This is a genomic window from Streptomyces mobaraensis NBRC 13819 = DSM 40847 (genome assembly GCF_017916255.1).
GTDB classification, from domain to species: Bacteria; Actinomycetota; Actinomycetes; order Streptomycetales; family Streptomycetaceae; genus Streptomyces; species Streptomyces mobaraensis.
This window is the reverse complement of sequence record NZ_CP072827.1, coordinates 4,341,183-4,363,793: the sequence shown is the minus strand read 5'-3', so window position 1 is coordinate 4,363,793 and position 22,611 is coordinate 4,341,183. Positions and strand designations below refer to the sequence as shown.

The 22,611-nt window shown below is 72.6% G+C and carries 21 protein-coding genes; 7 read left to right on the top strand and 14 right to left on the bottom strand.

All coding sequences use genetic code 11. The features are described 5' to 3' along the window. Nucleotides 1-52: 52 nt before the first annotated feature. Both rlmB and cysS read right to left on the bottom strand, forming a co-directional pair. Nucleotides 53-1,003, bottom strand: coding sequence for a 23S rRNA (guanosine(2251)-2'-O)-methyltransferase RlmB (gene rlmB / locus J7W19_RS18775; RefSeq protein ID WP_004943986.1), 951 nt, complete (start codon nt 1,001-1,003; stop codon nt 53-55). A gap of 90 nt (nt 1,004-1,093) precedes the next feature. Further along, nucleotides 1,094-2,482 carry a cysteine--tRNA ligase gene (gene cysS, locus J7W19_RS18770; RefSeq protein WP_004943983.1) on the bottom strand — a complete coding sequence of 463 codons (1,389 nt, stop codon included), beginning with the start codon at nt 2,480-2,482 and terminating at the stop codon, nt 1,094-1,096. A 235-nt stretch (nt 2,483-2,717) separates the two neighbouring features. Between cysS and J7W19_RS18765 the strand changes: the two genes are divergently transcribed. Both J7W19_RS18765 and J7W19_RS18760 read left to right on the top strand, forming a co-directional pair. Next, nucleotides 2,718-3,911 (top strand): acyltransferase family protein, encoded by a 1,194-nt coding sequence (locus tag J7W19_RS18765; RefSeq protein ID WP_004943980.1) that lies wholly within the window; start codon nt 2,718-2,720, stop codon nt 3,909-3,911. A 140-nt stretch (nt 3,912-4,051) separates the two neighbouring features. Further along, the gene (locus J7W19_RS18760; protein WP_004943977.1) at nt 4,052-5,275 is read left to right on the top strand and encodes an acyltransferase family protein; all 1,224 of its coding nucleotides are present in this window, start codon (nt 4,052-4,054) and stop codon (nt 5,273-5,275) included. 48 nt (nt 5,276-5,323) lie between these two features. On the opposite strand, the gene J7W19_RS18755 is transcribed toward J7W19_RS18760, so the two are convergent. The 4 genes from J7W19_RS18755 to J7W19_RS18740 form a co-directional block, all read right to left on the bottom strand. Beyond that, a complete protein-coding gene (locus J7W19_RS18755) occupies nt 5,324-5,722 on the bottom strand; it encodes a PPOX class F420-dependent oxidoreductase (protein ID WP_004943975.1) in 399 nt (132 codons plus the stop codon). A 119-nt stretch (nt 5,723-5,841) separates the two neighbouring features. Next, the gene (gene ispF / locus J7W19_RS18750) at nt 5,842-6,336 is read right to left on the bottom strand and encodes a 2-C-methyl-D-erythritol 2,4-cyclodiphosphate synthase (protein ID WP_040889512.1); all 495 of its coding nucleotides are present in this window, start codon (nt 6,334-6,336) and stop codon (nt 5,842-5,844) included. Next, entirely contained in the window at nt 6,323-7,132 is an 810-nt protein-coding gene (gene ispD / locus J7W19_RS18745) for a 2-C-methyl-D-erythritol 4-phosphate cytidylyltransferase (protein WP_004943970.1), read from the bottom strand. The genes ispF and ispD overlap by 14 nt, the downstream gene beginning before the upstream one ends. A gap of 350 nt (nt 7,133-7,482) precedes the next feature. After that, entirely contained in the window at nt 7,483-7,965 is a 483-nt protein-coding gene (locus J7W19_RS18740) for a CarD family transcriptional regulator (protein ID WP_003953493.1), read from the bottom strand. Between the two features lie 522 nt (nt 7,966-8,487). Here J7W19_RS18740 and J7W19_RS18735 point away from each other — a divergent pair. After that, nucleotides 8,488-9,213, top strand: coding sequence for a copper chaperone PCu(A)C (locus J7W19_RS18735; RefSeq protein WP_004943966.1), 726 nt, complete (start codon nt 8,488-8,490; stop codon nt 9,211-9,213). Nucleotides 9,214-9,308: 95 nt separating this feature from the next. Here J7W19_RS18735 and J7W19_RS18730 read toward each other — a convergent pair whose 3' ends face one another. Beyond that, entirely contained in the window at nt 9,309-9,989 is a 681-nt protein-coding gene (locus J7W19_RS18730; RefSeq protein WP_004943962.1) for a response regulator transcription factor, read from the bottom strand. A gap of 76 nt (nt 9,990-10,065) precedes the next feature. Beyond that, a complete protein-coding gene (locus tag J7W19_RS18725; protein WP_004943961.1) occupies nt 10,066-11,322 on the bottom strand; it encodes a sensor histidine kinase in 1,257 nt (418 codons plus the stop codon). 212 nt (nt 11,323-11,534) lie between these two features. Here J7W19_RS18725 and phoU point away from each other — a divergent pair, with 212 nt between their 5' ends. Next, nucleotides 11,535-12,224 carry a phosphate signaling complex protein PhoU gene (gene phoU, locus J7W19_RS18720; RefSeq protein ID WP_004943958.1) on the top strand — a complete coding sequence of 230 codons (690 nt, stop codon included), beginning with the start codon at nt 11,535-11,537 and terminating at the stop codon, nt 12,222-12,224. Between the two features lie 364 nt (nt 12,225-12,588). Here the strand turns inward: phoU and J7W19_RS18715 are convergent, their stop codons facing one another. Then, complete coding sequence (locus tag J7W19_RS18715) at nt 12,589-13,350, bottom strand: phosphoglyceromutase (protein WP_004943955.1); 762 nt, start codon at nt 13,348-13,350, stop codon at nt 12,589-12,591. A gap of 143 nt (nt 13,351-13,493) precedes the next feature. Between J7W19_RS18715 and J7W19_RS18710 the strand changes: the two genes are divergently transcribed. Next, nucleotides 13,494-14,765 (top strand): MDR family MFS transporter, encoded by a 1,272-nt coding sequence (locus J7W19_RS18710; RefSeq protein WP_040889510.1) that lies wholly within the window; start codon nt 13,494-13,496, stop codon nt 14,763-14,765. A 7-nt stretch (nt 14,766-14,772) separates the two neighbouring features. Here the strand turns inward: J7W19_RS18710 and J7W19_RS18705 are convergent, their stop codons facing one another. Both J7W19_RS18705 and mshA read right to left on the bottom strand, forming a co-directional pair. Further along, nucleotides 14,773-15,300, bottom strand: a complete 528-nt coding sequence (locus J7W19_RS18705; RefSeq protein WP_233478132.1) for a type III secretion system chaperone family protein — start codon at nt 15,298-15,300, stop codon at nt 14,773-14,775. Then, complete coding sequence (mshA, locus tag J7W19_RS18700; protein WP_004943947.1) at nt 15,293-16,660, bottom strand: D-inositol-3-phosphate glycosyltransferase; 1,368 nt, start codon at nt 16,658-16,660, stop codon at nt 15,293-15,295. Before mshA ends, J7W19_RS18705 begins: the two co-directional genes overlap by 8 nt. Before the next feature lie 189 nt (nt 16,661-16,849). On the opposite strand from mshA, the gene J7W19_RS18695 reads away from it, so the two are divergent. Both J7W19_RS18695 and J7W19_RS18690 read left to right on the top strand, forming a co-directional pair. Continuing rightward, nucleotides 16,850-17,665: a hypothetical protein gene (locus tag J7W19_RS18695; RefSeq protein WP_004943945.1), complete on the top strand. Its 816-nt coding sequence runs from the start codon at nt 16,850-16,852 to the stop codon at nt 17,663-17,665. Between the two features lie 206 nt (nt 17,666-17,871). After that, nucleotides 17,872-18,405 carry an RICIN domain-containing protein gene (locus tag J7W19_RS18690; protein ID WP_004943942.1) on the top strand — a complete coding sequence of 178 codons (534 nt, stop codon included), beginning with the start codon at nt 17,872-17,874 and terminating at the stop codon, nt 18,403-18,405. 108 nt (nt 18,406-18,513) lie between these two features. Here J7W19_RS18690 and J7W19_RS18685 read toward each other — a convergent pair whose 3' ends face one another. From J7W19_RS18685 to J7W19_RS18675, 3 genes are read right to left on the bottom strand one after another with little or no spacing between them, the layout of a single operon-like run. After that, the gene (locus J7W19_RS18685) at nt 18,514-18,954 is read right to left on the bottom strand and encodes an NUDIX hydrolase (RefSeq protein ID WP_004943940.1); all 441 of its coding nucleotides are present in this window, start codon (nt 18,952-18,954) and stop codon (nt 18,514-18,516) included. Further along, nucleotides 18,951-20,087: a CHAD domain-containing protein gene (locus J7W19_RS18680; protein WP_004943938.1), complete on the bottom strand. Its 1,137-nt coding sequence runs from the start codon at nt 20,085-20,087 to the stop codon at nt 18,951-18,953. Before J7W19_RS18680 ends, J7W19_RS18685 begins: the two co-directional genes overlap by 4 nt. Then, nucleotides 20,068-22,434: an RNA degradosome polyphosphate kinase gene (locus J7W19_RS18675; RefSeq protein ID WP_004943935.1), complete on the bottom strand. Its 2,367-nt coding sequence runs from the start codon at nt 22,432-22,434 to the stop codon at nt 20,068-20,070. The genes J7W19_RS18680 and J7W19_RS18675 overlap by 20 nt, the downstream gene beginning before the upstream one ends. Nucleotides 22,435-22,611 lie beyond the last annotated feature (177 nt).

Here is a 22,611-nt window from a genome sequence, read left to right as displayed (position 1 = left end):
GAATCCCGGCCCGTCCGGCCCGTGCGGACGACGCGCTACCGCGACCGCGGCGTCACGCCCGGCGGCGCGCCGCCTCGTACAGCACGACGCCCGCCGCGACACCGGCGTTCAGCGACTCGGCGCCACCCGGCATCGGGATCCGCACCCGGAAGTCGCAGGTCTCGCCGACGAGTCGGGAGAGGCCCTTGCCCTCGCTGCCCACGACGATCACGACCGGGCCCTCCAGGGCGTCCAGCTCGTGCAGCTCGACATCGCCGTCGGCGGCCAGGCCGACGACCATCAGGCCCTCCTTCTGGTACGCCTCCAGCATCCGCGTCATGTTGGTGGCGCGGGCCACGGGCGTCCGGGCGGCGGTGCCGGCCGAGGTCTTCCACGCGCTGGCCGTCATACCGGCCGCGCGGCGCTCGGGCACGACCACGCCGTGCCCGCCGAAGGCGGAGACGGAGCGGACGACGGCGCCGAGGTTGCGCGGGTCGGTGATGCCGTCGAGGGCGACGATCAGCGGGTCCTCGCCGTCGGCCCGCGCCGCCGCGGTGAGGTCCTCGGGGTGCGCGTAGTCGTACGGCGGCACCGAGAGGACCAGGCCCTGGTGGTTGAGCCCGTTGGTCATCCGGTCGAGCTCCGGGCGCGGGGCCTCCATGAGGTTGAGGCCCTTGTCCGTGGCGAGCTGGAGCGCCTCGCGGACGCGCTCGTCGTTGTCCAGGTACTGCTGGACGTAGAGCGTGGTCGCGGGGACGCCCTCGCGCAGCGCCTCGACCACCGAGTTGCGGCCGACGACCAGTTCGTTGGTGCCCTTGGGGCCGCCGCGGCGCGGGGCCGGGCGGCGGGCCGCCTGCTTGGCCTGGGCGTTGGCGACGCGGTTCTTCTTGTGGCCCTTGCGCATGTGCGCGGGCGGGGTCGGGCCCTTACCCTCCAGCCCCCGGCGCCGCTGGCCGCCGCTGCCGACCGTCGCGCCCTTCTTGTTGGACGTGCGGCGGTTCCTGCGCTGGCTGTTGCCGGCCATGGGGTCACCTGTTTCTTCACTGCCAGAGCCGCTGGCCGCGGCTCAGTAGACGTACGTACGAAAAGTGTCGCTCAGGACGGCGACCGGCGCTCAGGACAGCGACCAGCGCGGGCCGGACGGGGTGTCCTCGATCGCGAGACCGGACTGCTGGAGCTGGTCGCGGAGGGCGTCGGCGGTGGCGTAGTCCTTGCGGACGCGGGCCGCCTGGCGCTGCTCCAGCACCATCCGGACCAGCGAGTCGACCACGCCGTGCAGGTCGTCGCCGCGGTCCCCGCCGGACCAGCGCTCGTCCAGCGGGTCCAGGCCCAGGACGCCGAGCATCGCCCGCACCTCGGCAAGGCGGGCGACGGCGCCCTCCTTGTCGTCGGCGGTGAGGGCCGCGTTGCCCTGCCGGACGGTGGTGTGCACCACGGCCAGCGCCTGCGGGACGCCGAAGTCGTCGTCCATCGCCTCGGCGAACGCGGGCGGCACCTCGGTCGCGGGCTCCACCGGACCCGCCTTCTCGACGACCCGCTGCACGAACCCCTCGATCCGCGCGAACGCCGACTCGGCCTCGCGCAGCGCCTCCGGGCTGTACTCGATCATCGAGCGGTAGTGCGGGGTGCCCAGGTAGTAGCGGAGGACGATCGGGCGCCACTCCTTGACCATCTCCGAGACCAGCACCGAGTTGCCCAGCGACTTGGACATCTTCTCGCCGCTCATGGTGACCCAGGCGTTGTGCACCCAGTAGGCGGCGAAGTCGTCGCCGAAGGCCCTGGCCTGGGCGATCTCGTTCTCGTGGTGCGGGAAGATCAGGTCGAGGCCGCCGCCGTGGATGTCGAAGGCGGTGCCCAGGTACTTGTGCGCCATGGCCGAGCACTCCAGGTGCCAGCCCGGACGGCCGCGGCCCCAGGGCGTCTCCCAGCTGGGCTCGCCCTCCTTGGCCGCCTTCCACATGGCGAAGTCGCGCGGGTCGCGCTTGCCGGTCTCGCCCTCGCCGGACGGCTGGAGCAGGTTCTCCAGCTCTTGGTTGGAGAGGCGGAGGTAGTCGGCGTAGGAACGGACGTCGAAGTAGACGTTGCCGTCCGCGGCGTAGGCGTGACCGCGCTCGATCAGCCCGCGCATCATCTCGATCATCTCGGGCACGTGGCCCGTGGCCCGCGGCTCGACGGTGGGGGGCAGGCAGCCCAGGGCGTCGTAGCCGGCGTTGAACGCGCGCTCGTTCTCGTAGCCGATCGCCCACCAGGGGCGGTTCTGCTCGGCGGCCTTCTTGATGATCTTGTCGTCGATGTCGGTCACGTTGCGGACGAACGTCACGTCGTAGCCGCGGTAGGCGAACCAGCGGCGCATGATGTCGAAGTTCAGCCCCGACCGGATGTGGCCGATGTGCGGCGCGGCCTGCACGGTCGCGCCACACAGGTAGATCGAGACGCAGCCCGGGACGAGCGGGGAGAAGTCACGGATCTGCCGGGCGCTGGTGTCGTACAGGCGAATAGTCACGGAACCAGGGTAGTGGGCCCGCGGCAGTGCCCCGGGCGCCCGGCACCCGGATCGGACCCTGATCCGGACCCCGAGTGCCCTCGGGGGCGTGCGCGGCCGGGCGCGGAGCGGTCCGCGCGCGACCCTCCGGCACGCTTTGCCCGCTATTTAATGTTTTGCGGCAAAAATGCAATTCCGCGTGGTAACTTCCCGGGCACACCTCGGGACCGGAGCGCCGCGGACACCAGGAGGGGCGTTGCACTCCACTCTGCCGGTACAGCAGGACCACCCCCAACCCCGGGAGCGGCCACCGGCACCCCCCGCGCGCCGCCCGGGCCGGCTGGCCGCCCTGGACGGGCTGCGGCTGTGCGCGGCGCTGATGGTCGTCGCCTACCACTGGATCGCCTTCGACAGCGGCGCCTGGGGCCACCGCTCCGCCCGCGCCCTCTTCCCCACCGCGTACCTGCCGGCCTCCTACGGCTGGCTGGGCGTCCAGCTCTTCTTCCTGATCAGCGGGTTCGTGATCTGCATGAGCGGCTGGGGCAAGGGCGTCGGGCAGTTCGCCGTCTCCCGGATCACCCGCCTCTTCCCCGCCTACTGGTTCGCGGTGCTGCTGGTCGCCCTCGTCGTCCGGCTGTGGCCGGTGGTCAACTCCCCGACCGCCCTCCAGGACGTCGCCGTCAACCTCACGATGCTCCAGGACCCCCTGGGAGTGGAACCGGTCGACGGCGTGTACTGGACCCTCTGGATCGAGGTCCGCTTCTACCTGCTGTTCGCGCTCGTCGTCCACAAGGGGCTCGACTACCGGCGCGTCGTGGCCTTCTGCGGGCTCTGGGGCGCCGGGGCGGTCGTCGCCCGGGCCACCGGCGACCCGCTGCTCGAACGCGTCCTGCTGCCCTACGACTGCTGGTACTTCATCGCGGGCATCGCCTTCTACCTGATGTACCGCTTCCGCCCGGCCCCGCTCCTCTGGCTGATCGTGGGCGGCACCTTCCTGATCGCCCAGCACGACCTGCTGGTCGCGGAGCGCCGCGCGGAGGCGTACATGGGCCACCGGGTGCCCCACTGGCCCACCCTCGCCCTGGTCGCCGTGTTCTACCTCTCCGTGATGGCGGTCGCACTGGGGTGGACACGGCGGCTCGACTGGCGTTGGCTGTCCACCGCGGGTGCGCTGACCTATCCCCTCTACCTGCTCCACGAGCGCGTCGGGTGGGTGGTCATCCGGCACGCGGACGGACACCTTCCGCGCCTTGTGCTGCTCCCCCTCCTGCTGGCGGGGGCGCTGACGGCCGCCTGGCTGGTGCACAGGGTGATCGAGCGCCCGCTGGCCCGCCGGCTCGGCGACGCGCTCCGGCGCGCCGCCGTACGACGGGGAGCCGGGCCGCCGGGTGCCACCGGCACCGTCCGGTCACCCGGCCGTCACCGAACCGTCGGCGAGGGGCGTGGATGAATACCACCATCCAGGGGAGACGGTGGAGAAAAACAGAGACAGGAGACCACGGTCGCAGCCATGCGCACGTCCTCTGTGTCAGCATTCCCGCACACCCCCGCTCTGTATGACGATCCGACTAGCCCACGGAAGAGGACGACATGCGCTTCGCCAGGCGAGGTGAACTCGACGGCGCCCCACTCGCCGTCCGGCGCCCGGCACCCCGGCTCGCCGTACTGGACGGGCTCCGTCTGGTGGCGGCCCTCATGGTCGTGGTCTTCCACTACACCGCCCTGCGCGGCGGCTGGGACCAGCACCCGGACAAGGTCTTCCCCGTCCTGCGGACGGTCACCCGCTACGGCTTCGTCGGGGTCGAGGTCTTCTTCCTGATCAGCGGATTCGTCATCTGCATGAGCACCTGGGGGCGGTCGCTCGGCGACTTCGTGGTCTCCCGGGTCTCCCGGATCTACCCCGCCTACTGGTTCGCGGTCCTCCTCACCGCCGGGGTGATCACGCTGTGGCCGCAGGTGCGCAGCGTGGAGAACTGGGACGTCGTCCTCACCAACCTCACGATGGTCCAGGAGGCGTTCGGGGTGTGGGACGTGGACGGCGTCTACTGGACGCTGTTCATCGAGCTGAAGTTCTACGTCCTCTTCGCGATCGTGGTGGCCACCGGCGTCACGTACCGCAAGTGCGTCCTGTTCTGCGGCGTCTGGACCGTCGCGGCGGTCGTCGCCCCGCAGTCCGGCAGCAAGCTGCTGGAGATGTGGGCCCCGACGCTCTACACGCCCTACTTCGTCGCCGGCATCGCCTTCTACCTGATGCACCGCTTCAAGCCCACGGCACTGCTGTGGGCCATCGTCACGGTCTCCCTGCTGATCGCGCTGCACGGGGTGCCGAAGCGGGTCGCCGACAACACCAACAACAGCATCCCCACCTGGCCGGCCAAGCTGATGGTGTTCGCGGCCTTCGTGATCATGGCGCTGATCGCGCTGGGCTACTTCGACCGGATCCAGTGGCGCTGGCTCACCACCGCCGGCGCGCTCACCTACCCGCTGTACCTCATCCACCAGTACATCGGCATGACCGTCATCCACGGTCTGCGCTCGCACATCCCGCCGTACCCGCTGGTGGCCGGCCTGATCGCGGTGATGCTGACGGCCGCCTGGCTGATCCACCGGTGCGTCGAACGCCCGGTGGGCAAACGCCTGCGGCGCGCGATGCAGCAGGGCATGGAGGAGATGCGCCGCAACTCCACCGTCCCCGCCCTCCGCACACCCGACCCGCAGAGCGGCCTGACCATCCTCCAGGAGCCCCGCCACCCCAAGCCCTTCGAACCGGCCGAGTCCGGCCGCGTGGGCGCCGGGACGGGCGACGGCGGCTGACGGACACGCGGACGCGCCCGCCGTTCCCCGGCGGGCGCGCAGGGCCGCTCAGAGATTGCCGACCACCTTGCGGGGCGTGACCCGCACGACGACCCGCTGGGCGTCGTTCTTCGCGTCCGGGTTGAAGTCCGCGTACGCCTTGCCCGTGTACTTCCGGGACAGCTCGTCGATGAGCTGCTGACCGCCCTCGGTGGTCAGCTCCGCGGTACCGCGGACCTCGGCGTAGGTGTAGGGGGCGTTCGGCGGGTTCACCAGGACGGTGACCCGCGGGTCGCGGCGGAGGTTCTTCTCCTTCCGGCGCCCGACGGTCGTGGAGATCAGCAGGTCGTCGCCGTCCCGCTTGACCCAGGTGACGGACAGCTGCGGGCTGCCGTCCGGCTGGACGGTCGCGACGGTGACGAAGGCGGGATTGTCGTCCAGGTACTGCTTCAGGTCGTCCGAGAGCATCCGGGGCCCTTCCCTCGAGAGACGGGCGCGCGCCGGGCGGGCGCGCGCGCGACGGAGTGTGGGTACCGGATCACGGTATGCCAGTGCGGCGTCGTACCGGGGCGTGACGCCCCAACCGCTCAGCGCGGGAACACCAGCGCCGTCGCCACCGCCGCCAGACCCTCCGCGCGGCCGGTCAGGCCGAGCCCGTCGGAGGTCGTCCCGGAGACGGACACCGGCGCGCCCACCGCCTCGGACAGCGCGCGCTGCGCCTCGGCCCGCCGCTTGCCGATCTTCGGGCGGACGCCGATGACCTGCACCGCCACATTGCCGATCTCGAAGCCCTCGGCACGGACGATGCGGGCCGCCTCGGCCAGCAGGGTCACGCCGGAGGCACCGGACCACTCGGGCCGGTCGGTGCCGAAGTGGGCACCCAGGTCGCCGACGCCCGCGGCGGAGAACAGCGCGTCGCAGGCCGCGTGCGCGGCGACATCACCGTCGGAGTGGCCGGCGAGGCCATGCGTCGCGTCCTCCCAGAGCAGACCCGCGCACCACAGCTCGCGGCCCTCTTCGAAGGCGTGCACATCCGTGCCGATGCCCACCAGGGGCAGGGTCCCCGGGCTAAAAACCGTCATTGGCCCTCCTCCGGGCGATCACTGCCTCGGCCAGCACCAGGTCCAGCGGCCTGGTCACCTTGAACGCCTCCTCGTGGCCGGGGACGACCACGACGGGGACGCCCAGCCGTTCGACCATCCCGGCGTCGTCGGTGGCGCCGTCGCCCTCGCGGGCGGCCGTCTCGAACGTCGCGTGGGCCGCGTCCAGGGTGCGCCGGTCGAAGCCCTGGGGGGTCTGCACGGCGCGCAGCAGCGCGCGCTCGGGGGTGCCGGTGACCGTCTCCGGAGCCGTCGCGTCCGCCGCGTCCCGCGGGGCGACCTGCTTGACCGTGTCGGCCAGCGGCAGGGCCGGCACCACGGCCGGGTGACCGGCGCGGACGGCGGCGACGACGGAGTCGACCGTGTCGACGGGGACGAGCGGCCGGGCCGCGTCGTGGACGAGGACGGTCCCGACGTCGTCGGGCAGCGCCTTCAGGCCCAGGCCCACGGACTCCTGCCGGGTCGCGCCACCGGGGACGACCACGACCTCGGTGCGGTCGCCCGCGAGCGGGAAGTCGTCGAGCAGGGACCGCACCTCGGCCTCGCCGTCCGGCGGGGCGACGACCACGACCAGGGAGACCGCCCGGGAGGCGGTCATGGCGCGGACGGCGCGGACCAGCATGGGGGTGCCGCTGAGGGCGCGCAGCGCCTTGGGCGCGCCGGGGCCGAGCCGGACGCCGCGTCCGGCCGCGGGGATCACCGCGGCGGTGCGGGGCGCGGGGGCCTCGGGGGCGCCGTACGGCTCCGGACCGTCGGGAACAGTGGCTCGATCAGACATCGCGTTGGCGTTCAGGTTTGCTTCCTCGGCCGAGTTGGGTATGGCCTGGGGGAACCCCGAGCGCGCAGGGCTCGGGAACGTGCCGGGCGCTCACCGTGACCAGCCCCTTCCGTGAACGACTGGTCCGGCCGCTCGCCCACCGGCGTCCGCGCACCGGGCCTTCGGCGCGATGGTACGGACCATGGGTGGCACGGGCGGGAAACACCGGCCCCGGCCGGAGCAGAGATGCCGCAGCGCCCGTCGGACGAGCTTTCGTTCGTCGGCGGGCACCGCGGCACTTCCACGTCGCGACCTCTGCGTCGCACTTCTGCTGTGCGGCGGGGAGCCGGCACCTGAGCGTCAGGTGTGCGTCAGGACGCGAGGACCTCGTCGAGCAGGGCCTCGGCCTTGTCCTCGTTCGTGTTCTCCGCGAGGGCGAGCTCGCTGACCAGGATCTGGCGGGCCTTGGCGAGCATGCGCTTCTCACCGGCGGACAGACCGCGCTCGCGCTCCCGGCGCCACAGGTCGCGCACGACCTCGGCGACCTTGATCACATCGCCGGAGGCGAGCTTCTCGAGGTTCGCCTTGTAGCGGCGGGACCAGTTCGTGGGCTCTTCGGCGTACGGCGCCCGAAGGACCTCGAAGACCCGGTCGAGCCCGTCCTGGCCGACCACATCGCGAACACCGACGAACTCCGCATTGTCCGCCGGCACCCGAACCGTCAGGTCACCCTGGGCGACCTTCAGCACCAAGTAGGTCTTGTCCACGCCTTTGATCTGGCGAGTTTCGATGGCCTCGATCAGCGCGGCCCCGTGATGGGGATAGACCACGGTGTCGCCAACCTTGAACGTCATGTGACAGGTACCCCTTCCGTGGCTATCCAGTCTAACACGGGAAGTGTTCGTTCTGAATGGCGTTTCCGCAGGTCAGGGCATATCTCGGGGCTTGACAACAACGGCCGGGACGTGCTGCGCGGGGGTTCCGGAAGCAGGTATTCGCAGGTCGGAGCGGTTGTCCGGGGCAAGCGAAACGGGCACGTTACACGTACCGGGACGGGCTCGCGAGCGGTCGAACGTCCCGTTTTGCCGGGGTCCGGTCGCGGCAGTTCCGGTACTCCGTTCGGGGCGGCGGGAGGTTCCGCGCGCGCATTACGGAATTGATCAAGCCGAACTTGATCAATTCCGTAACTCGTTCCCCCTCACCACTCACATTCCTTACCGATAATCCATCGGGCTGCTCCTCCGATAAGCCGGTGGTAGGACGCTCGGCGGCCGAGTGGACCTTGAGGGGCGGGTCGGGTGCGGGGGCCACGCGACGGCTCGGTAACCTAAGCGCGCTGACACACCTCTTACTTCGTCCAAGGAGATGCCGCCGCCGTGAGCAGCAGCCTTCGACGCGGCGCTCTCGCCGCCACCGTCCTCGCGCTCTCGATCGTCTCGCTCTCCGCCTGCGGGGCGGGGAACAGCGCGCAGACGCTGCAGGTCAAGCCGGACAACGCCGCCGCCTCCGTCGGTGACATCAAGCTCCAGAACGTCAACGTGGTCACCCAGCCGGGGCAGACCGCCACCGGCCCGGCCGTGATCACGGGCCAGGTGTTCAACAACGGGACCCAGGACCAGACGCTGACCGCCGTCAAGCTGCCCGGCAAGAACGCCACGGTGCAGCTCACCGGCGCCAAGGGCAGCGGCCCGGTCGTCGTCCCGGCCGGGGGCTCGGTGACGCTGGGCGGCAAGGGCAACGCCTCCGCCGTCCTGCCGAACGGCCGCGAGAGCCTCAAGGACGGCGCGCAGCAGCAGCTGTCGTTCGTCTTCAGCCGCACCGGTGACGTGCGGGTCGGCGCCTTCGTCGTCCCGGCCACCAGCTACTTCAAGGACTGGGGCCCGGCGGAGCCCTCCCAGTCCCCGCAGACCTCGCAGTCCCCGCAGCCGGGCAAGCCGGGCGGCGGCAAGCAGGGCAAGCCGGCGGGCGCCACCGCCCCGGCGTCCGGCAAGGCCGAGGACAAGTCCAAGAAGGACGGGAAGCCGGAGACCGGCGACCAGAACAAGGGCGACAAGGCCGACAAGAAACGCCAGACCCCGGCGGCGCCCGACGCCGAGCACTGAGCCGGCCCGGCCCGTCGGACACGGTCGTGAACGCGGGCGGGGCCCGGGAGCCGTCGGCTCCGGGCCCCGCCCGCCGGTCCGCGTGAGCCCGCGGCCTACGGTTCGAACTTGTAGCCGAGACCGCGCACGGTCACCAGGTAGCGCGGGGCCCCCGGATCCGGCTCGATCTTGGCGCGCAGCCGCTTGACGTGGACGTCGAGCGTCTTGGTGTCGCCCACGTAGTCGGCGCCCCACACCCGGTCGATGAGCTGCATCCGGGTCAGCACCCGCCCGGCGTTCCGCAGCAGCATCTCCAGCAGGTCGAACTCCTTCAGCGGCAGGTCGACCTTGGCACCGCCGACGGTGACGACGTGCCGGTCCACGTCCATCCGCACCGGGCCCGCCTCCAGCGCCGCGGGCGCGACCTCCTCCGGCTCGCCCCTGCGGCGCAGCACCGCGCGGATGCGGGCGACCAGTTCGCGCGAGGAGAAGGGCTTGGTGACGTAGTCGTCGGCCCCTATCTCCAGGCCCACGACCTTGTCGATCTCGCTGTCCTTCGCGGTGACCATGATGACGGGCACGTTGGAGCGTCCCCGCAGCTGCCGGCAGACCTCGGTGCCGGGCAGGCCCGGCAGCATCAGGTCGAGCAGGACGAGGTCGGCGCCGTTGCGCTCGAACTCCTCCAGGCCCTCGGGGCCGGTGGCCGCGACGGCGACCTCGAACCCCTCCTTGCGCAGCATGTAGGACAACGCGTCGCTGAAGGACTCTTCGTCCTCGACGACGAGCACTCGGGTCACGGGGCGACCTCCGGTCGGATCTCGTTCTGGCGGTGCGGGCGGAAGAAGACGGCGGGGCGCGCGGGGCGCGGGTGACTCACCGGTGCGGTTCCGGCGTGGCGAGGCCGTGGAGGTGGCCCGTCGCCTCGGCCGCGTCCTGGGGATCGTCGGTGTCCAGGCGGCGCAGGCGAAGCCGGTCGCGGCCGACGCCCGCCTCCGGGAGGCGGAGGGTGAAGGTGGAGCCCTGGCCCTCTGCGCTCCAGACGGTGACCTCGCCGCCGTGCGACGCGGCCACGTGCTTGACGATCGACAGGCCGAGCCCGGTGCCGCCGGTGGCGCGGGAGCGGGCGGGGTCGACGCGGTAGAAGCGCTCGAAGACCCGCTCGCGGTCCTTCTCGGATATGCCGATGCCCTGGTCGGTGACGGCTATCTCGATCAGATCGCCGCCGGGCGCGGCCACCCGGCGGGCGGCGATGCCCACGCGGGTGCGGGCGGGGCTGTAGTTGACGGCGTTCTCGACGAGGTTGCCGAGGGCCGCTGCGAGCTGGCCCCGGTTGCCCCAGACGTGCAGGCCGGCGGCGCCTCCCGAGGCCATGGTGATCTGCTTGGTGCCGGCCTGGTGGCGGCAGCGGTCGACGGCCTCGGCGACGAGCTCGTCCACGCGGACGGGCTCGGCGTCCTCCAGGGGGTCGTCGTTCTGCACCCGGGAGAGGTCGATCAGCTCCTGGACCAGGTTGGTCAGCCGGGTGGCCTCGATCTGCATCCGGCCGGCGAAGCGGGTGACGGCCTCGGGGTCGTCGCTGGCGTCCATCACGGCCTCGGAGAGCAGGGACAGCGCGCCGACCGGGGTCTTGAGCTCGTGGCTGACGTTGGCGACGAAGTCCCGGCGGACGGCCTCGATGCGGCGCGCCTCCGTGAGGTCCTCGACCAGCAGCAGGACCAGGCGGGAGCCCAGCGGCGCCACCCGCGCGGAGACCGCGAGGGCCTCCCCCCGGCCGGTGCCGCGGCGCGGCAGGTCCAGCTCGACCTGGCGTATCTCCCCGTCGCGGCGGGTGTCGCGGGCCATCTGGAGCATGGCGTCCACGGCGAGCCGGCCGCCGCGCACCAGGCCGAGGGCGTACGCCGCCGAGCTGGCCTTGACGACCGCGTCGCCCTCGTCGAGGACGACGGCGGAGGACCGCAGCACGGACAGGACGGTGTCGACACCGGGCGGCAGGACCGCGTCGGTGTGCAGCGAGCTGCGGCTGGGGCGCGCCTGGTCGCGCTCGCTCCAGCGGAACGCCAGCATGGCGATCACACCGGTGCACAGGCCGGCGAGGGCTGCCGCTGCGGCGACGGCCGCGTCCACGTTCATGCCTCCAGGTTATGCGGGGGCACCGACAGCCCCACAGCCAAATGGGGGGCGCCTCGAACACACGTTGCCGAGAGTTCACCTTGAGGTCGGCGGTGGTTCACTCCGGGGGTCGACACCCGTCGCGTTCCGGCCGGATCGTGGTACCGGGCGGCCCGAGAATCACCGAACGCACGGCCCGGCCGCCGCACCACTCGAAGCGAGAGAAGGACACGATGCGGGACGCGTACCACGAGGAGCTGGACTCGATAGGCGACGGGCTGGTCGAAATGGCGCGGCTCGTCGGCTCCGCCATAGGGCGTGCCACGACGGCGATCCTGGACGCGGACCTCAAGCTCGCGGAGGCCGTGATCGCCGGCGACAGCAAGGTGGACGACCTCCAGCGGGACCTGGAGGCGCGGGCCATCGCGCTGCTGGCCCGGCAGCAACCGGTCGCCACCGACCTGCGGATCGTGGTCACGTCCCTGCGGATGAGCGCCGACCTGGAGCGCTCCGGCGACCTCGCGCAGCACGTCGCGAAGCTCGCCCGGCTGCGCTTCCCGGACACGGCGGTCCCGCGCGACCTGCACTCCACGGTGCTGGAGATGGGCCAGCTCGCCCAGCGGCTGATGGCCAAGGCGGGCGAGGTGCTGATCACCAAGGACGTGGACCTCGCGCTCCAGCTGGAGCAGGACGACGACGCCATGGACCTGCTGCACCGCGCCCTCTTCCAGCACCTGATGGACGACCGCTGGCAGCACGGCATCGAGACGGCCGTGGACGTGACCCTGCTGGGCCGCTACTACGAGCGGTTCGCCGACCACGCCGTCTCGGTCGCCAAACGCGTCGTCTACCTGGTCACCGGGGAGCACGCCGACGAGCTCAACCAGACGGCGGGCGCCCCCGGCGCGGGGGAGAGTTCGTGATACCCCGCGTGCGCCCGTACGCCCCCTGACGCACCCGGTGCGCCCACACACTCGTACACCGAGCGCATTGACGACGGACGCCGGGTGAGCGTTGAGTGGTCTGTGGCAGACCACCATCGAGGAGGTACCGCATGACCGGTTCTCTCGCGAACATCCCTGAGCGCGTGGCCCCCGCAGCACCCGCGATGAGCGGATGCCAGTGCGGTCCGAGCTGCAGTTGCGGCTGCCAGCAGGGCGGCTCCTGCCAGTGCGGCGGAGGCTGCGGCTGACACGCCTCGTCCACGTCACTCACGGGAAGGGCCCCCGGGCGGCCGACGCCGCCTCGGGGGCCCTTGCCCGCACCGGGATGCTTCCGGCCGCCGGGCTACTTCTTCTTGCCCTGGTTCTTCACGGCCTCGATCGCGGCCTTGGCGGCCTCCGGGTCGAGGTAGGTGCCGCCGGGGACGACCGGGCGGAAGTCGGCGTCGAGCTCGTAGGCGAGCGGGATGCCGGTGGGGATGTTCAGGCCCGCGATGTCGGCGTCGGAGATGCCGTCCAGGTGCTTGACCAGGGCGCGCAGCGAGTTGCCGTGGGCGGCGACGAGGACGGTGCGGCCGGCCAGCAGGTCCGGGACGATGCCGTCGTACCAGTACGGCAGCATGCGGACGACGACGTCCTTGAGGCACTCGGTGCGGGGGCGCAGCTCCGGGGGGATGGAGGCGTAGCGCGGGTCGTCGCTCTGGGAGAACTCGGAGCCGTCCTCCAGGACGGGCGGCGGAGTGTCGTAGGAGCGGCGCCAGAGCATGAACTGCTCCTCGCCGAACTCCGCCAGGGTCTGGGCCTTGTCCTTGCCCTGGAGGGCGCCGTAGTGGCGCTCGTTCAGGCGCCAGGAGCGGTGGACGGGGATCCAGTGGCGGTCGGCCGCCTCCAGGGCCAGCTGCGCGGTGCGGATGGCGCGCTTCTGGAGGGAGGTGTGGACCACGTCAGGGAGCAGGCCGGCGTCCTTGAGCAGTTCTCCGCCGCGGACGGCCTCCTTCTCGCCCTTCTCGTTCAGGTTGACGTCCACCCAGCCGGTGAACAGGTTCTTCGCGTTCCACTCGCTCTCGCCGTGGCGGAGGAGGATGAGCTTGTACGGTGCGTCGGCCATGCCCTTGAGCGTAATCGACGGGCCCGGGGTGCCGCTCACGGCGTCATTTGACGCACCCCGTCAATTGAATGGCGTGCCCACGCCAGACGCTCGTAATGTGCGGAGCACCGAGAGGACACTTACCACAGGGGGGCGGACGCGTGATGACGCGGATGGGCAGAGCGGCGAGGGAAAGCGTGGCGGGACTCCCCCGCGCGTTCTGGTGGCTGTGGCTCTGCACGCTGGTCAACCGGCTGGGCTCGTTCGTCGCCACCTTCCTCGCCCTGTACCTGACGCTGGAGCGCGGCTACTCCGCGTTCTTCGCCGGGCTGGTCGCCGCCCTGCACGGCCTCGGCGGGGTGATCGCCTCGGTCGGGGCGGGGGTGCTGACCGACCGGCTGGGACGGCGGCCCACCCTGATGATCGCCCAGGTCGGGACGGCCGCCTCGGTGGCGCTGCTCGGCTTCGTGCACGACCCCGTGTCGATCTCCGGCGCCGCCTTCCTGGTGGGACTGGCGAGCAACTCCTCGCGGCCCGCCGTCACCGCGATGATGGCCGACATCGTCCGGCCCGAGGACCGGCTGCGGGCGTACTCGATCAACTACTGGGCGATCAACCTCGGCTTCGCGATCTCCTCCACGGCGGCCGGGTTCGTCGCCGAGTACAGCTACCTGGCCGGCTTCCTCGGCGAGGCCGCGATCACGCTGGCCTGCGCCGTCCTGGCCTACTTCACGCTCCCCGAGTCGCGGCCCGAGCCGGCCGCGCCGTCGGCCGCCGGCGAGGCGGCGCCCGCCGTGGGGCTGGGCACGGTCCTGCGCGACGGGCGGTTCATGGGCGTCACCGGCCTGGCCTTCCTGGTCGCGCTCCTCTTCACGCAGAGCTCGGTCGCGCTGCCGGTGGCGATGGGCCGGGCGGGGCTCTCCACCCAGGACTACGGCATGGTCATGGCCGTCAACGGCATCATGATCGTCGCCCTCCAGATCCCGGTGACCCGCCTCATCGAACGCCGCGACCCCCGGATGCTGCTGGTCTTCTCCGCCCTGCTCGCCGGGTACGGCTTCGGCCTGACCGCGTTCGCCGGCTCGGTCGGCTTCTTCGCGCTGACCATCGCCGTCTGGACGCTCGCCGAGATCGTCAACGCCCCCACCCAGTCCGGCATGGTGGTGCGCTTCTCGCCGCGCCACGCCCGGGGCCGCTACCAGGGTGTGTTCTCGCTGTCCTGGACGCTGTCGGCCCTGGTCGCGCCGCTGACGGGCGGCGCGGTCATCGAGGAGTTCGGCGCCGACGTGCTCTGGGCCGGGTGCGCGGTGATCGGCACCTTCGCGGCGGCCGGCTACTGGCTGCTGACCCGGAACCTGCCGGAGGAGGGCGCCATGGACGCGGTGTACGCGGGAGGCGCGAACCGGGAGGAACGGCCCGCGCCGCAGTCCGCCTGAGGGGGCGTCAGGCCGACGGGCCGTCAGCCTCCGTGCGCCCCTCCCCCGTCAGCCGCCCGAACGCCTCCAGGTTGCGCGTGGACTCGCCCCGCGCGGTGCGCCACGCGTACTCCTTGCGGATCGCGCTCGCGAACCCCATCTCCAGCAAGGTGTTGAAGCTGCCGTCCGCGTTCTCCAGCACCACGCCGAGGATCCGGTCGACCTCCTCCGGCGTCACGGCCGCCAGCGGCAGCCGCCCGACGAGGTAGACGTCACCGAGGTGGTCGACCGCGTAGGCGACGCCGTACAGCCGGGTGTTGCGCTCCAGCAGCCAGCGGTGCACCGCCTCGTGGTTCTCGTCGGGGCGGCGCACCACGAAGGCGTTGACGGAGAGGGAGTGGTTGCCGACGACCAGCGACACGGTCGTCGACAGCTTGCGGGTACCGGGCAGCTTCACGACGTACGTGCCGTCGGCCGGGCTCTCCCACTCGATCGCGGCCTCGGCGAGCGTGCGCTCGATGACGGTCCTCGCGTCGGACATGTGCCGTTCAGACATGCGACGAGCGTAGGCGACGCCGCCGTTCGCCGATCGCCTCGGTGTACACGGCGGCCGTGGCGGCGGCGGCCGTGTCCCAGCCGAAGGACCGGGCGTGCGCCGCCGCCGCGGCGCCCATCGTGTCCGCGAGCTCCGGCGCGTCCGCGAAGCGTTCGAGCGCCCGCGCGTAGTCGACGGGGTCGTGCCCGTCCACCAGGAAACCGCTGGTCCCGTCCCGGACCGCCACCGGGAGCCCGCCCACCGCCGCCGCGACGACCGGCGTGCCGCACGCCTGCGCCTCCACCGCCACCAGACCGAACGACTCGCTGTACGAGGGCATCACCAGCACGGATGCCGCGCGGTACCACATCGCGAGCCGCTCCTGGTCGACCGGCGGACGGAATCTGACCACGTCCGCGATGCCCAGCCGGGCGGCCAGCTTCTGGAGCTCCTCCGGCTTCGCCAGGCCGCTGCCGCTCGGACCGCCGACCACCGGGACGACGATCCGGGACCGCAGCGCGGGCCGGCGGTCCAGCAGCTCGGCCACCGCGCGCAGCAGCACGTCGGGCGCCTTCAGCGGCTGGATCCGGCCGGCGAACAGCGGGACCAGCGCGTCCTGCGGCAGCCCCAGCCGCTCGCGGGCGGCGGCCCGGCCGTCGGCCTCCCGGAACCGCTCCAGGTTGACGCCCGGGTGGACGACGGCGACCTTGTCCGGGTCCGCGTCGTAGTGCCGGATCAGCTCCTCCGCCTCCCCCTCCGTGTTGGCGATCAGCCGGTCGGCCGCGCGGACGATCTGCGTCTCGCCGATCACCCGGGCCTGCGGCTCCGGGGTGTCGCCCTCGGCCAGCGCCGCGTTCTTCACCTTGGCCATCGTGTGCATCGCGTGCACCAGCGGCACGCCCCAGCGGTCGGCCGCCAGCCAGCCGACGTGGCCGGACAGCCAGTAGTGCGAGTGGACGAGGTCGTAGTAGCCCGGCCGGTGGCCCGCCCACGCCTGCGTCACCCCGTGCGTGAAGGCGCACAGCTGGGCCGGCAGCTCCTCCTTCGCCAGCCCCTCGTACGGGCCCGCGTCGATGTGCCGGACGAGGACGCCGGGCGCCAGCTCCACGGCGGGCGGCAGCTGCCCGGTGGTCGCCCGGGTGAAGACCTCCACCTCGATGCCGAGCGCGGCGAGCCGCTTGGCGAGCTCGACGATGTAGACGTTCATGCCGCCCGCGTCGCCCGTGCCGGGCTGGTGCAGCGGCGACGTGTGGACGCTGAGCATCGCGACGCGGCGCGGCAGCCGGCCCTGCGCGCGGCGCAGGAACTGCTGGGGCCGGGAGAAGGGGCTGCCATGCGTACGGGTGCGGCGCGTGCCGCGCCGGGGTGCGTACTGGCTCACCGTTCGGGTCCTCCGTCCGCCTGTGGGGGGCGTGCGTGGGTCTGATGCGTCAGGGGGCTTGATCCAGGGGGCCTGATGCAGGGGTCAACCCTTCGAACACGGGGCCGGGGATTCCCCTTCCCTCCTTTACCAAAGAGTGATGCGACCCTCACGGACCGGCGCCGAAGCGGAAGCGCTTACGCTCGGTACATGGCCGCCGCCCGACCCGCCCCCGCCCCGCCGCACCGCCCCGTCGGGACGGCCACCCGCGGCACGACCAACCCGAACCGGTTGCGCCGGATGGACCGCTGGATCACCGCCACCCACGCCGCCGCCCTGCGCCGCGCCGCCGACCCCGTCGCCGTCGACCTCGGCTACGGAGCCGCCCCCTGGACCGCCGTCGAGCTGCTGGACCGGCTGCGCCGGGTGCGCGCCGACGCCCGGGTGGTCGGCGTCGAGATCGACCCGGCGCGGGTGGCCGCGGCCGTGCCCTACGAACGGGACGGGCTGGCCTTCGCCCACGGCGGCTTCGAGGTGCCCCTCGCGGCCGGCCGCCGACCGCTGATCATCCGGGCCGCGAACGTGCTGCGGCAGTACGACGAGGACTCGGTCGCCGCCGTCTGGGCGCGGCTGTGCGCCCGGCTCGCCCCGGACGGGCTGCTCGTCGAGGGCACCTGCGACGAGATCGGGCGGCGGCACGTGTGGGTCGCGCTCGGCCCGGAGGGGCCGCGGACGGTCACGTTCGCGACCCGGCTCGGGTCGCTGGGCGCTCCGTCGGATCTGGCGGAGCGGCTGCCCAAGGCGCTCATCCACCGGAACGTGCCGGGGGAACCCGTGCATGCTTTTCTGCGCGATTTCGATCGGGCTTGGGCCGCTGCCGCTCCCTACGCTTCGCTGGGGGCCCGGCAGCGGTGGATCAGGTCGGTGTCGTCCCTCGCCGGGGACTGGCCGGTGGCCGACGGGGTGCGGCGGTGGCGGCAGGGGGAGGTCACGGTGCGGTGGGAGGCGGTGGCCCCGCGGGGGTGAGGTGCCCCGGTCCGTCCCTCGGCGGGGGCCTGGCGGGTGCGCGCTCCGGACGCTTGGCCGTCCCTCGCGAAACGGCACATATAAGCGCACTGATGCACCGTTCGGGTGAAACGCGCGCTTGCCCCCTGTTTGCAGTAACCGGAATGCGCTGTTGTGAAATCACTCCCCGTGCAAACAGGGGACTCCTCGGAGAAGGAGTGACTGTCGTGAACCTCACCTCTCAGGCAAAAGCCCGCGGGTTCATCGTCGCAACAGCGCTCGGCGTGGCCGCGCTGGCATGCGGAACCCTGCCCGCCGCCGCGGTCGGCAACGGCGCCCAAGGGCAGGCGAAAGCAGCGGTCGCCTCACCGTTCACCCTGGTGTCCGGCGTATCCGGCCGCTGTATGGACGACCCCGGCTACGTCACCACCAACGGAACCCAGGTCGCCCTCTGGGACTGCAACGGCGGTGCGAACCAGAAGTGGAGCAGTACCGGATCCGGCACTCTGACCATCGGCGGCAAGTGCCTGGACGTCGCGGGCGGCGCCACGGGTGCCAGGACCCACGGCACGCGGGTCGTCCTCTGGGACTGCAACGGGTCGCCCAGCCAGAACTGGACCCTCAACACCAGCGCGCCGTCAGCCATCAGAAACGCCTCCGGCCTGTGCATCGACTCGGCCATGGGGGTCGGCGGCAACGGCGTCCCCCTCGTGGTGTGGGAGTGCGTAGGCTCTCCCAGCCAGTCGTGGGCGGCCAAGTGAGATCGGCGGTCCGGCGTCACGGATGAGCCGGTGGGCATCCGGTGAACACAGCTGCGAAGGCGCGGGTCACCGGAGACCCGGTACCGCGGCTTCGCAGCCACTCGAGGACTACTCCGCCCCCAGGGCCGCCAGCAGCGCGTCCACCAACCCCCGGTCCCGGTCGTGCGTCAGACGGTTCCGCGCCTCGTCAGGGCTGAGCCAGGCCAGCCGGTCCACCTCCCGGTTGGGAGCGAAAGCGCCGCCGGCAGGCTGCGCCGCCCAGTACCGGACCTCCTTGAGGCGCCCGTCCGCGACCGGATAGCGGGACGTCGGGAGGGGCGGCCCGAGGACGCAGTCCATCCCCGTCTCCTCGCGGACCTCCCGCAGCGCCCCCGCCCGCGCGTCCTCCCGGCGCTTCAGCTTGCCCTTCGGGAACGACCAGTCCAGGTACTTCGGCCGGTGGACGAGGGCGAGCTCGACGCCGCCCCCGGGGGTCCGCCGCCACAGGACGCAGCCCGCCGCGCGGACCACCGCGTCCTCCGCCCCGGCGGGCGGCCGTACGGGCTTCACCGGGAAGGCACCCCCATCCGCTGCCAGACCCGGCCGAAGGCGAAGCGCGCGGCCTCCACCTCGTACCGCTGGTCCGCGTGGAGCACGCCCAGGGCGTACGCGGTGGCCGGGGCGATGCGGGGGGTGCGGGCGGCGGCAGCGGCGTAGGCGGCGGCCTCGGCCGCGTCGCGGTGGCGGTCGAGGGCCTGGCCGGCGCTCAACAGCCTTATGGTGAGGCCGGGTTCCACTTCCGTCTGGTGCTGCTCGTCGAGCACCTCCTGCGCGTACCGGCGCAGCCGCACCAGCAGCCGCACCTGGTGCCAGGGGGCGTCCTGCCGGCCCTCGGCCGCGGGCACGCCCGCGTCGGCGAGGCCGTGGGAGAGGGCCTCGGCGTTGTAGGGCAGGCCGGCGGCGGCCAGTGGCAGGGCGTCGACCGCTTCCAGGAGCAGCCGGTGGCTCTGCTCGGCGAGCAGCGGCAGGGCCTCCGGGGCCCGCAGGTCGTGGGCGGCGGAGTCGAGCGGCGGGTCGGTCGACAGGACGGCGACGGCGTCGGCGACCGCGTGGAAGCGCGTAGAGCCGAGCGCCTGGAGCGCCGCCGAGTGGGCGCGCGTCCGGGCCAGCGTGAGCTGGCGTTCCAGCAGCGCGCCGGCGCGCGCGGCGCCCACGGCGGGTGCGGCGGCGCTCCCGGCCTCGGCCGCGCCGGACAGCCGGTGCAGCGCGCCCCGCAGCCGGGCGAGCCGCGCCGCACAGGCGTACTCGCGCCCCAAGGTCTCGGTCAGCCAGCCGAGTTCGGACCGGAACTGATCGGTCCAGGGCACCTCGGTCAGCGGGCGGAAGACCTGGAGCGCCCCCGCGATGCGGCGGGCGGCGCCGCGCAGCAGCCGGACGGCCTCGGCCGCCTCCTCCGCCGCGGTTCCGGAGCCGTGCCCGCTGTCGCCGTGCAGCCGCAGGCCGCGCAGGAACTCCGTCGCCTGCTGGTGGAGGTAGCGGGCGAGGACGTCGGCGGCGCTGCCGGTGCCGTGCGGGGGCCGGCCCCCGCCGTCCGGCGCGCGGCGCGCTTGGGGCGGCGGCGCGCCGACCGGGTCCGTCGTCGTGTCGGTCCGCCCCCCGGCCGCGGTGAGGGCGCCCGAGGTGTCACGGGGTCGCTGTGCCACGCCGGCGCCTCCGGGCGTCGATGAGGATTTCCTGGACGTTGCGCAGCGGCCGGCCGTCGGCGTCGGTCGCGTGCCGGGTCCAGCCGCCGTCCGGGCCGAGGTGCCAGGACGCGGTCCGGTCGGACATGCCGAGTTCCAGCAGCCGGCTGAGCGAGGCGCGGTGCGCGGGGTCGGTGACCCGGACGAGCGTCTCGATGCGCCGGTCGAGGTTGCGGTGCATCATGTCGGCGCTGCCGAGCCACACCTCGGGCTCACCCCCGTTCGCGAAGGCGAAGACCCGAGAGTGCTCCAGGAACCGGCCGAGGACGCTGCGCACCCGGATGTTCTCGGACAGGCCGACCACCCCGGGCCGCAGCGCGCAGATGCCGCGCACCCACACGTCCACCGGGACCCCGGCGCGCGAGGCGCGGTAGAGGGCGTCGATCACCGCCTCGTCCACCATCGCGTTGACCTTGATCCGGATGGAGGCCGGCCGCCCGTCCCGGCGGTGGGCGACCTCCCGGGCGATGCGGGCGACCAGGCCGTCGCGGAGCGAGCGGGGGGCGACGAGCAGCCGCCGGTAGGTCTGCCGGCGGGAGTAGCCGGAGAGCCGGTTGAAGAGGTCGGACAGGTCGGCGCCCACCTGGGGGTCGGCGGTGAGCAGCCCCAGGTCCTCGTAGAGCCGGGCGGTCTTCGGGTGGTAGTTGCCTGTTCCCACATGCGAATACCGTCGGAGGGTGTCGCCCTCCTGCCGTACCACCAGCGACAGCTTGCAGTGCGTCTTCAGGCCGACGAGCCCGTAGACGACGTGGCAGCCGGCCTCCTCCAGCTTCCGCGCCCACTTGATGTTCGCCTGCTCGTCGAAACGCGCCTTGATCTCGACCAGGACGAGCACCTGCTTGCCGGACTCCGCGGCGTCTATCAGCGCGTCGACGATCGGCGAGTCGCCGGACGTCCGGTACAGCGTCTGCTTGATGGCGAGAACGTCCGGATCGGCCGCGGCCTGTTCGAGGAAGGACTGGACGGAGGTGGAGAACGAGTCGTACGGATGGTGGAGCAGCACGTCCCGCTCGCGCAGGGCGGCGAACACGTCCGGTGCCGTCGCGGACTCCACCTCGGCCAGGTCACGGTGCGTCCCGGCGACGAACGTGGGGTACTTCAGCTCCGGCCGGTCCAGGGCCGCGATGTGGAACAGCGCGGTGAGGTCGAGCGGCCCCGGCAGCGGGTACACCTCCGCGTCGGAGATCTTCAGCTCGCGGACGAGCAGGTCGAGGACGTACGGGTCGATGGACTCCTCGACCTCCAGCCGCACCGGCGGGCCGAAGCGGCGGCGCATCAGCTCCTTCTCCAGCGCCTGGAGCAGGTTCTCGGCGTCGTCCTCCTCGACCTCCAGGTCCTCGTTGCGCGTCACCCGGAACATGTGGTGCCCCAGCACCTCCATCCCCGGGAACAGCTCCTCCAGATGCGCCGCGATCACGTCCTCCAGCGGCACGTACCGCTGCGGCGACGCCTCCAGGAACCGCGACAGCAGCGGCGGCACCTTCACCCGCGCGAAGTGCTCGTGCCCGCTGACCGGGTTGCGGACGACCACGGCCAGGTTGAGCGACAGCCCGGAGATGTACGGGAAGGGGTGCGCCGGGTCGACGGCGAGCGGGGTGAGGACGGGGAAGATCCGCCGCCGGAAGAGGGTGAAGAGGCGGGCCTGCTCCTTCTCGGTCAGCTCGGACCAGCGGATCAGGTGGATGCCCCGCTCGGCCAGCTCGGGGGCGACGTCCTGCTGGTAGCAGGCGGCGTGCCGGGCCATGAGCTCCCGGGAGCGGGTCCAGATCAGCTCCAGCACCTCGCGCGGCTGGAGGCCGGACGCGGAGCGGGTGGCGACGCCGGTGGCGATGCGGCGCTTGAGGCCGGCGACGCGGACCATGAAGAACTCGTCGAGGTTGCTCGCGAAGATCGCCAGGAAGTTGGCGCGTTCGAGGAGCGGGGTGGCCGGATCCTCGGCCAGCTCCAGCACTCGTTCGTTGAACGCCAGCCAGCTTCGTTCGCGGTCCAGGAAGCGGTTCTCGGGCAGCGGCTCGCCGTCGCGGTCCGCGTCCTCCTCGCGGTCGTCGTAGCCGTCCGCGTAGTCGATCCCGGCGTCCGCCGGGCGGGCCTCCGCGTAGGGGGCGGGCCCGTGGCCGTCGTACGCGTCGTACTCGCCGTATCCGTCGAGGTCGGCGTCCAGGTCGGGCTCCGGTTCGGGGATGTCCGGCGCGACCGGGCCCGGCCGGTGCGCGGCGGCCGGGAAGCCGCCGGGGCGCGGGCCCGCGTACCGGTCGCCGGACGGCCGCTCCGCCTCCTGGGGGCGCGAGAACGCCGGAGGATCTGCCATACCCCCATTGTTCCGCTCGTCCGGGAGGGCGGGCACGGCGGCGACCGCGGCGGCGCGTGGCCTGCGTTGTCGTGCGTGGGGGGCGACCGGCTGCATTCCGCAAGACTGGCAACCGCGGTTGAATCACGGGTAACGCCCACATGGCGTGCGGGGAACCCGGGAGCCTCCCGGGGGTGA

Excerpts from the sequence above, each read along its gene's own strand:
- rlmB (WP_004943986.1), bottom strand. The coding sequence starts at position 1,003 with ATGGCCGGCAACAGCCAGCGCAGGAACCGCCGCACGTCCAACAAGAAG.
- J7W19_RS18760 (WP_004943977.1), top strand. The coding sequence starts at position 4,052 with ATGCGCTTCGCCAGGCGAGGTGAACTCGACGGCGCCCCACTCGCCGTC.
- J7W19_RS18755 (WP_004943975.1), bottom strand. The coding sequence starts at position 5,722 with ATGCTCTCGGACGACCTGAAGCAGTACCTGGACGACAATCCCGCCTTC.
- ispF (WP_040889512.1), bottom strand. The coding sequence starts at position 6,336 with ATGACGGTTTTTAGCCCGGGGACCCTGCCCCTGGTGGGCATCGGCACG.
- ispD (WP_004943970.1), bottom strand. The coding sequence starts at position 7,132 with ATGTCTGATCGAGCCACTGTTCCCGACGGTCCGGAGCCGTACGGCGCC.
- J7W19_RS18740 (WP_003953493.1), bottom strand. The coding sequence starts at position 7,965 with ATGACGTTCAAGGTTGGCGACACCGTGGTCTATCCCCATCACGGGGCC.
- J7W19_RS18725 (WP_004943961.1), bottom strand. The coding sequence starts at position 11,322 with ATGAACGTGGACGCGGCCGTCGCCGCAGCGGCAGCCCTCGCCGGCCTG.
- phoU (WP_004943958.1), top strand. The coding sequence starts at position 11,535 with ATGCGGGACGCGTACCACGAGGAGCTGGACTCGATAGGCGACGGGCTG.
- J7W19_RS18715 (WP_004943955.1), bottom strand. The coding sequence starts at position 13,350 with ATGGCCGACGCACCGTACAAGCTCATCCTCCTCCGCCACGGCGAGAGC.
- J7W19_RS18710 (WP_040889510.1), top strand. The coding sequence starts at position 13,494 with ATGACGCGGATGGGCAGAGCGGCGAGGGAAAGCGTGGCGGGACTCCCC.
- J7W19_RS18705 (WP_233478132.1), bottom strand. The coding sequence starts at position 15,300 with ATGTCTGAACGGCACATGTCCGACGCGAGGACCGTCATCGAGCGCACG.
- J7W19_RS18695 (WP_004943945.1), top strand. The coding sequence starts at position 16,850 with ATGGCCGCCGCCCGACCCGCCCCCGCCCCGCCGCACCGCCCCGTCGGG.
- J7W19_RS18675 (WP_004943935.1), bottom strand. The coding sequence starts at position 22,434 with ATGGCAGATCCTCCGGCGTTCTCGCGCCCCCAGGAGGCGGAGCGGCCG.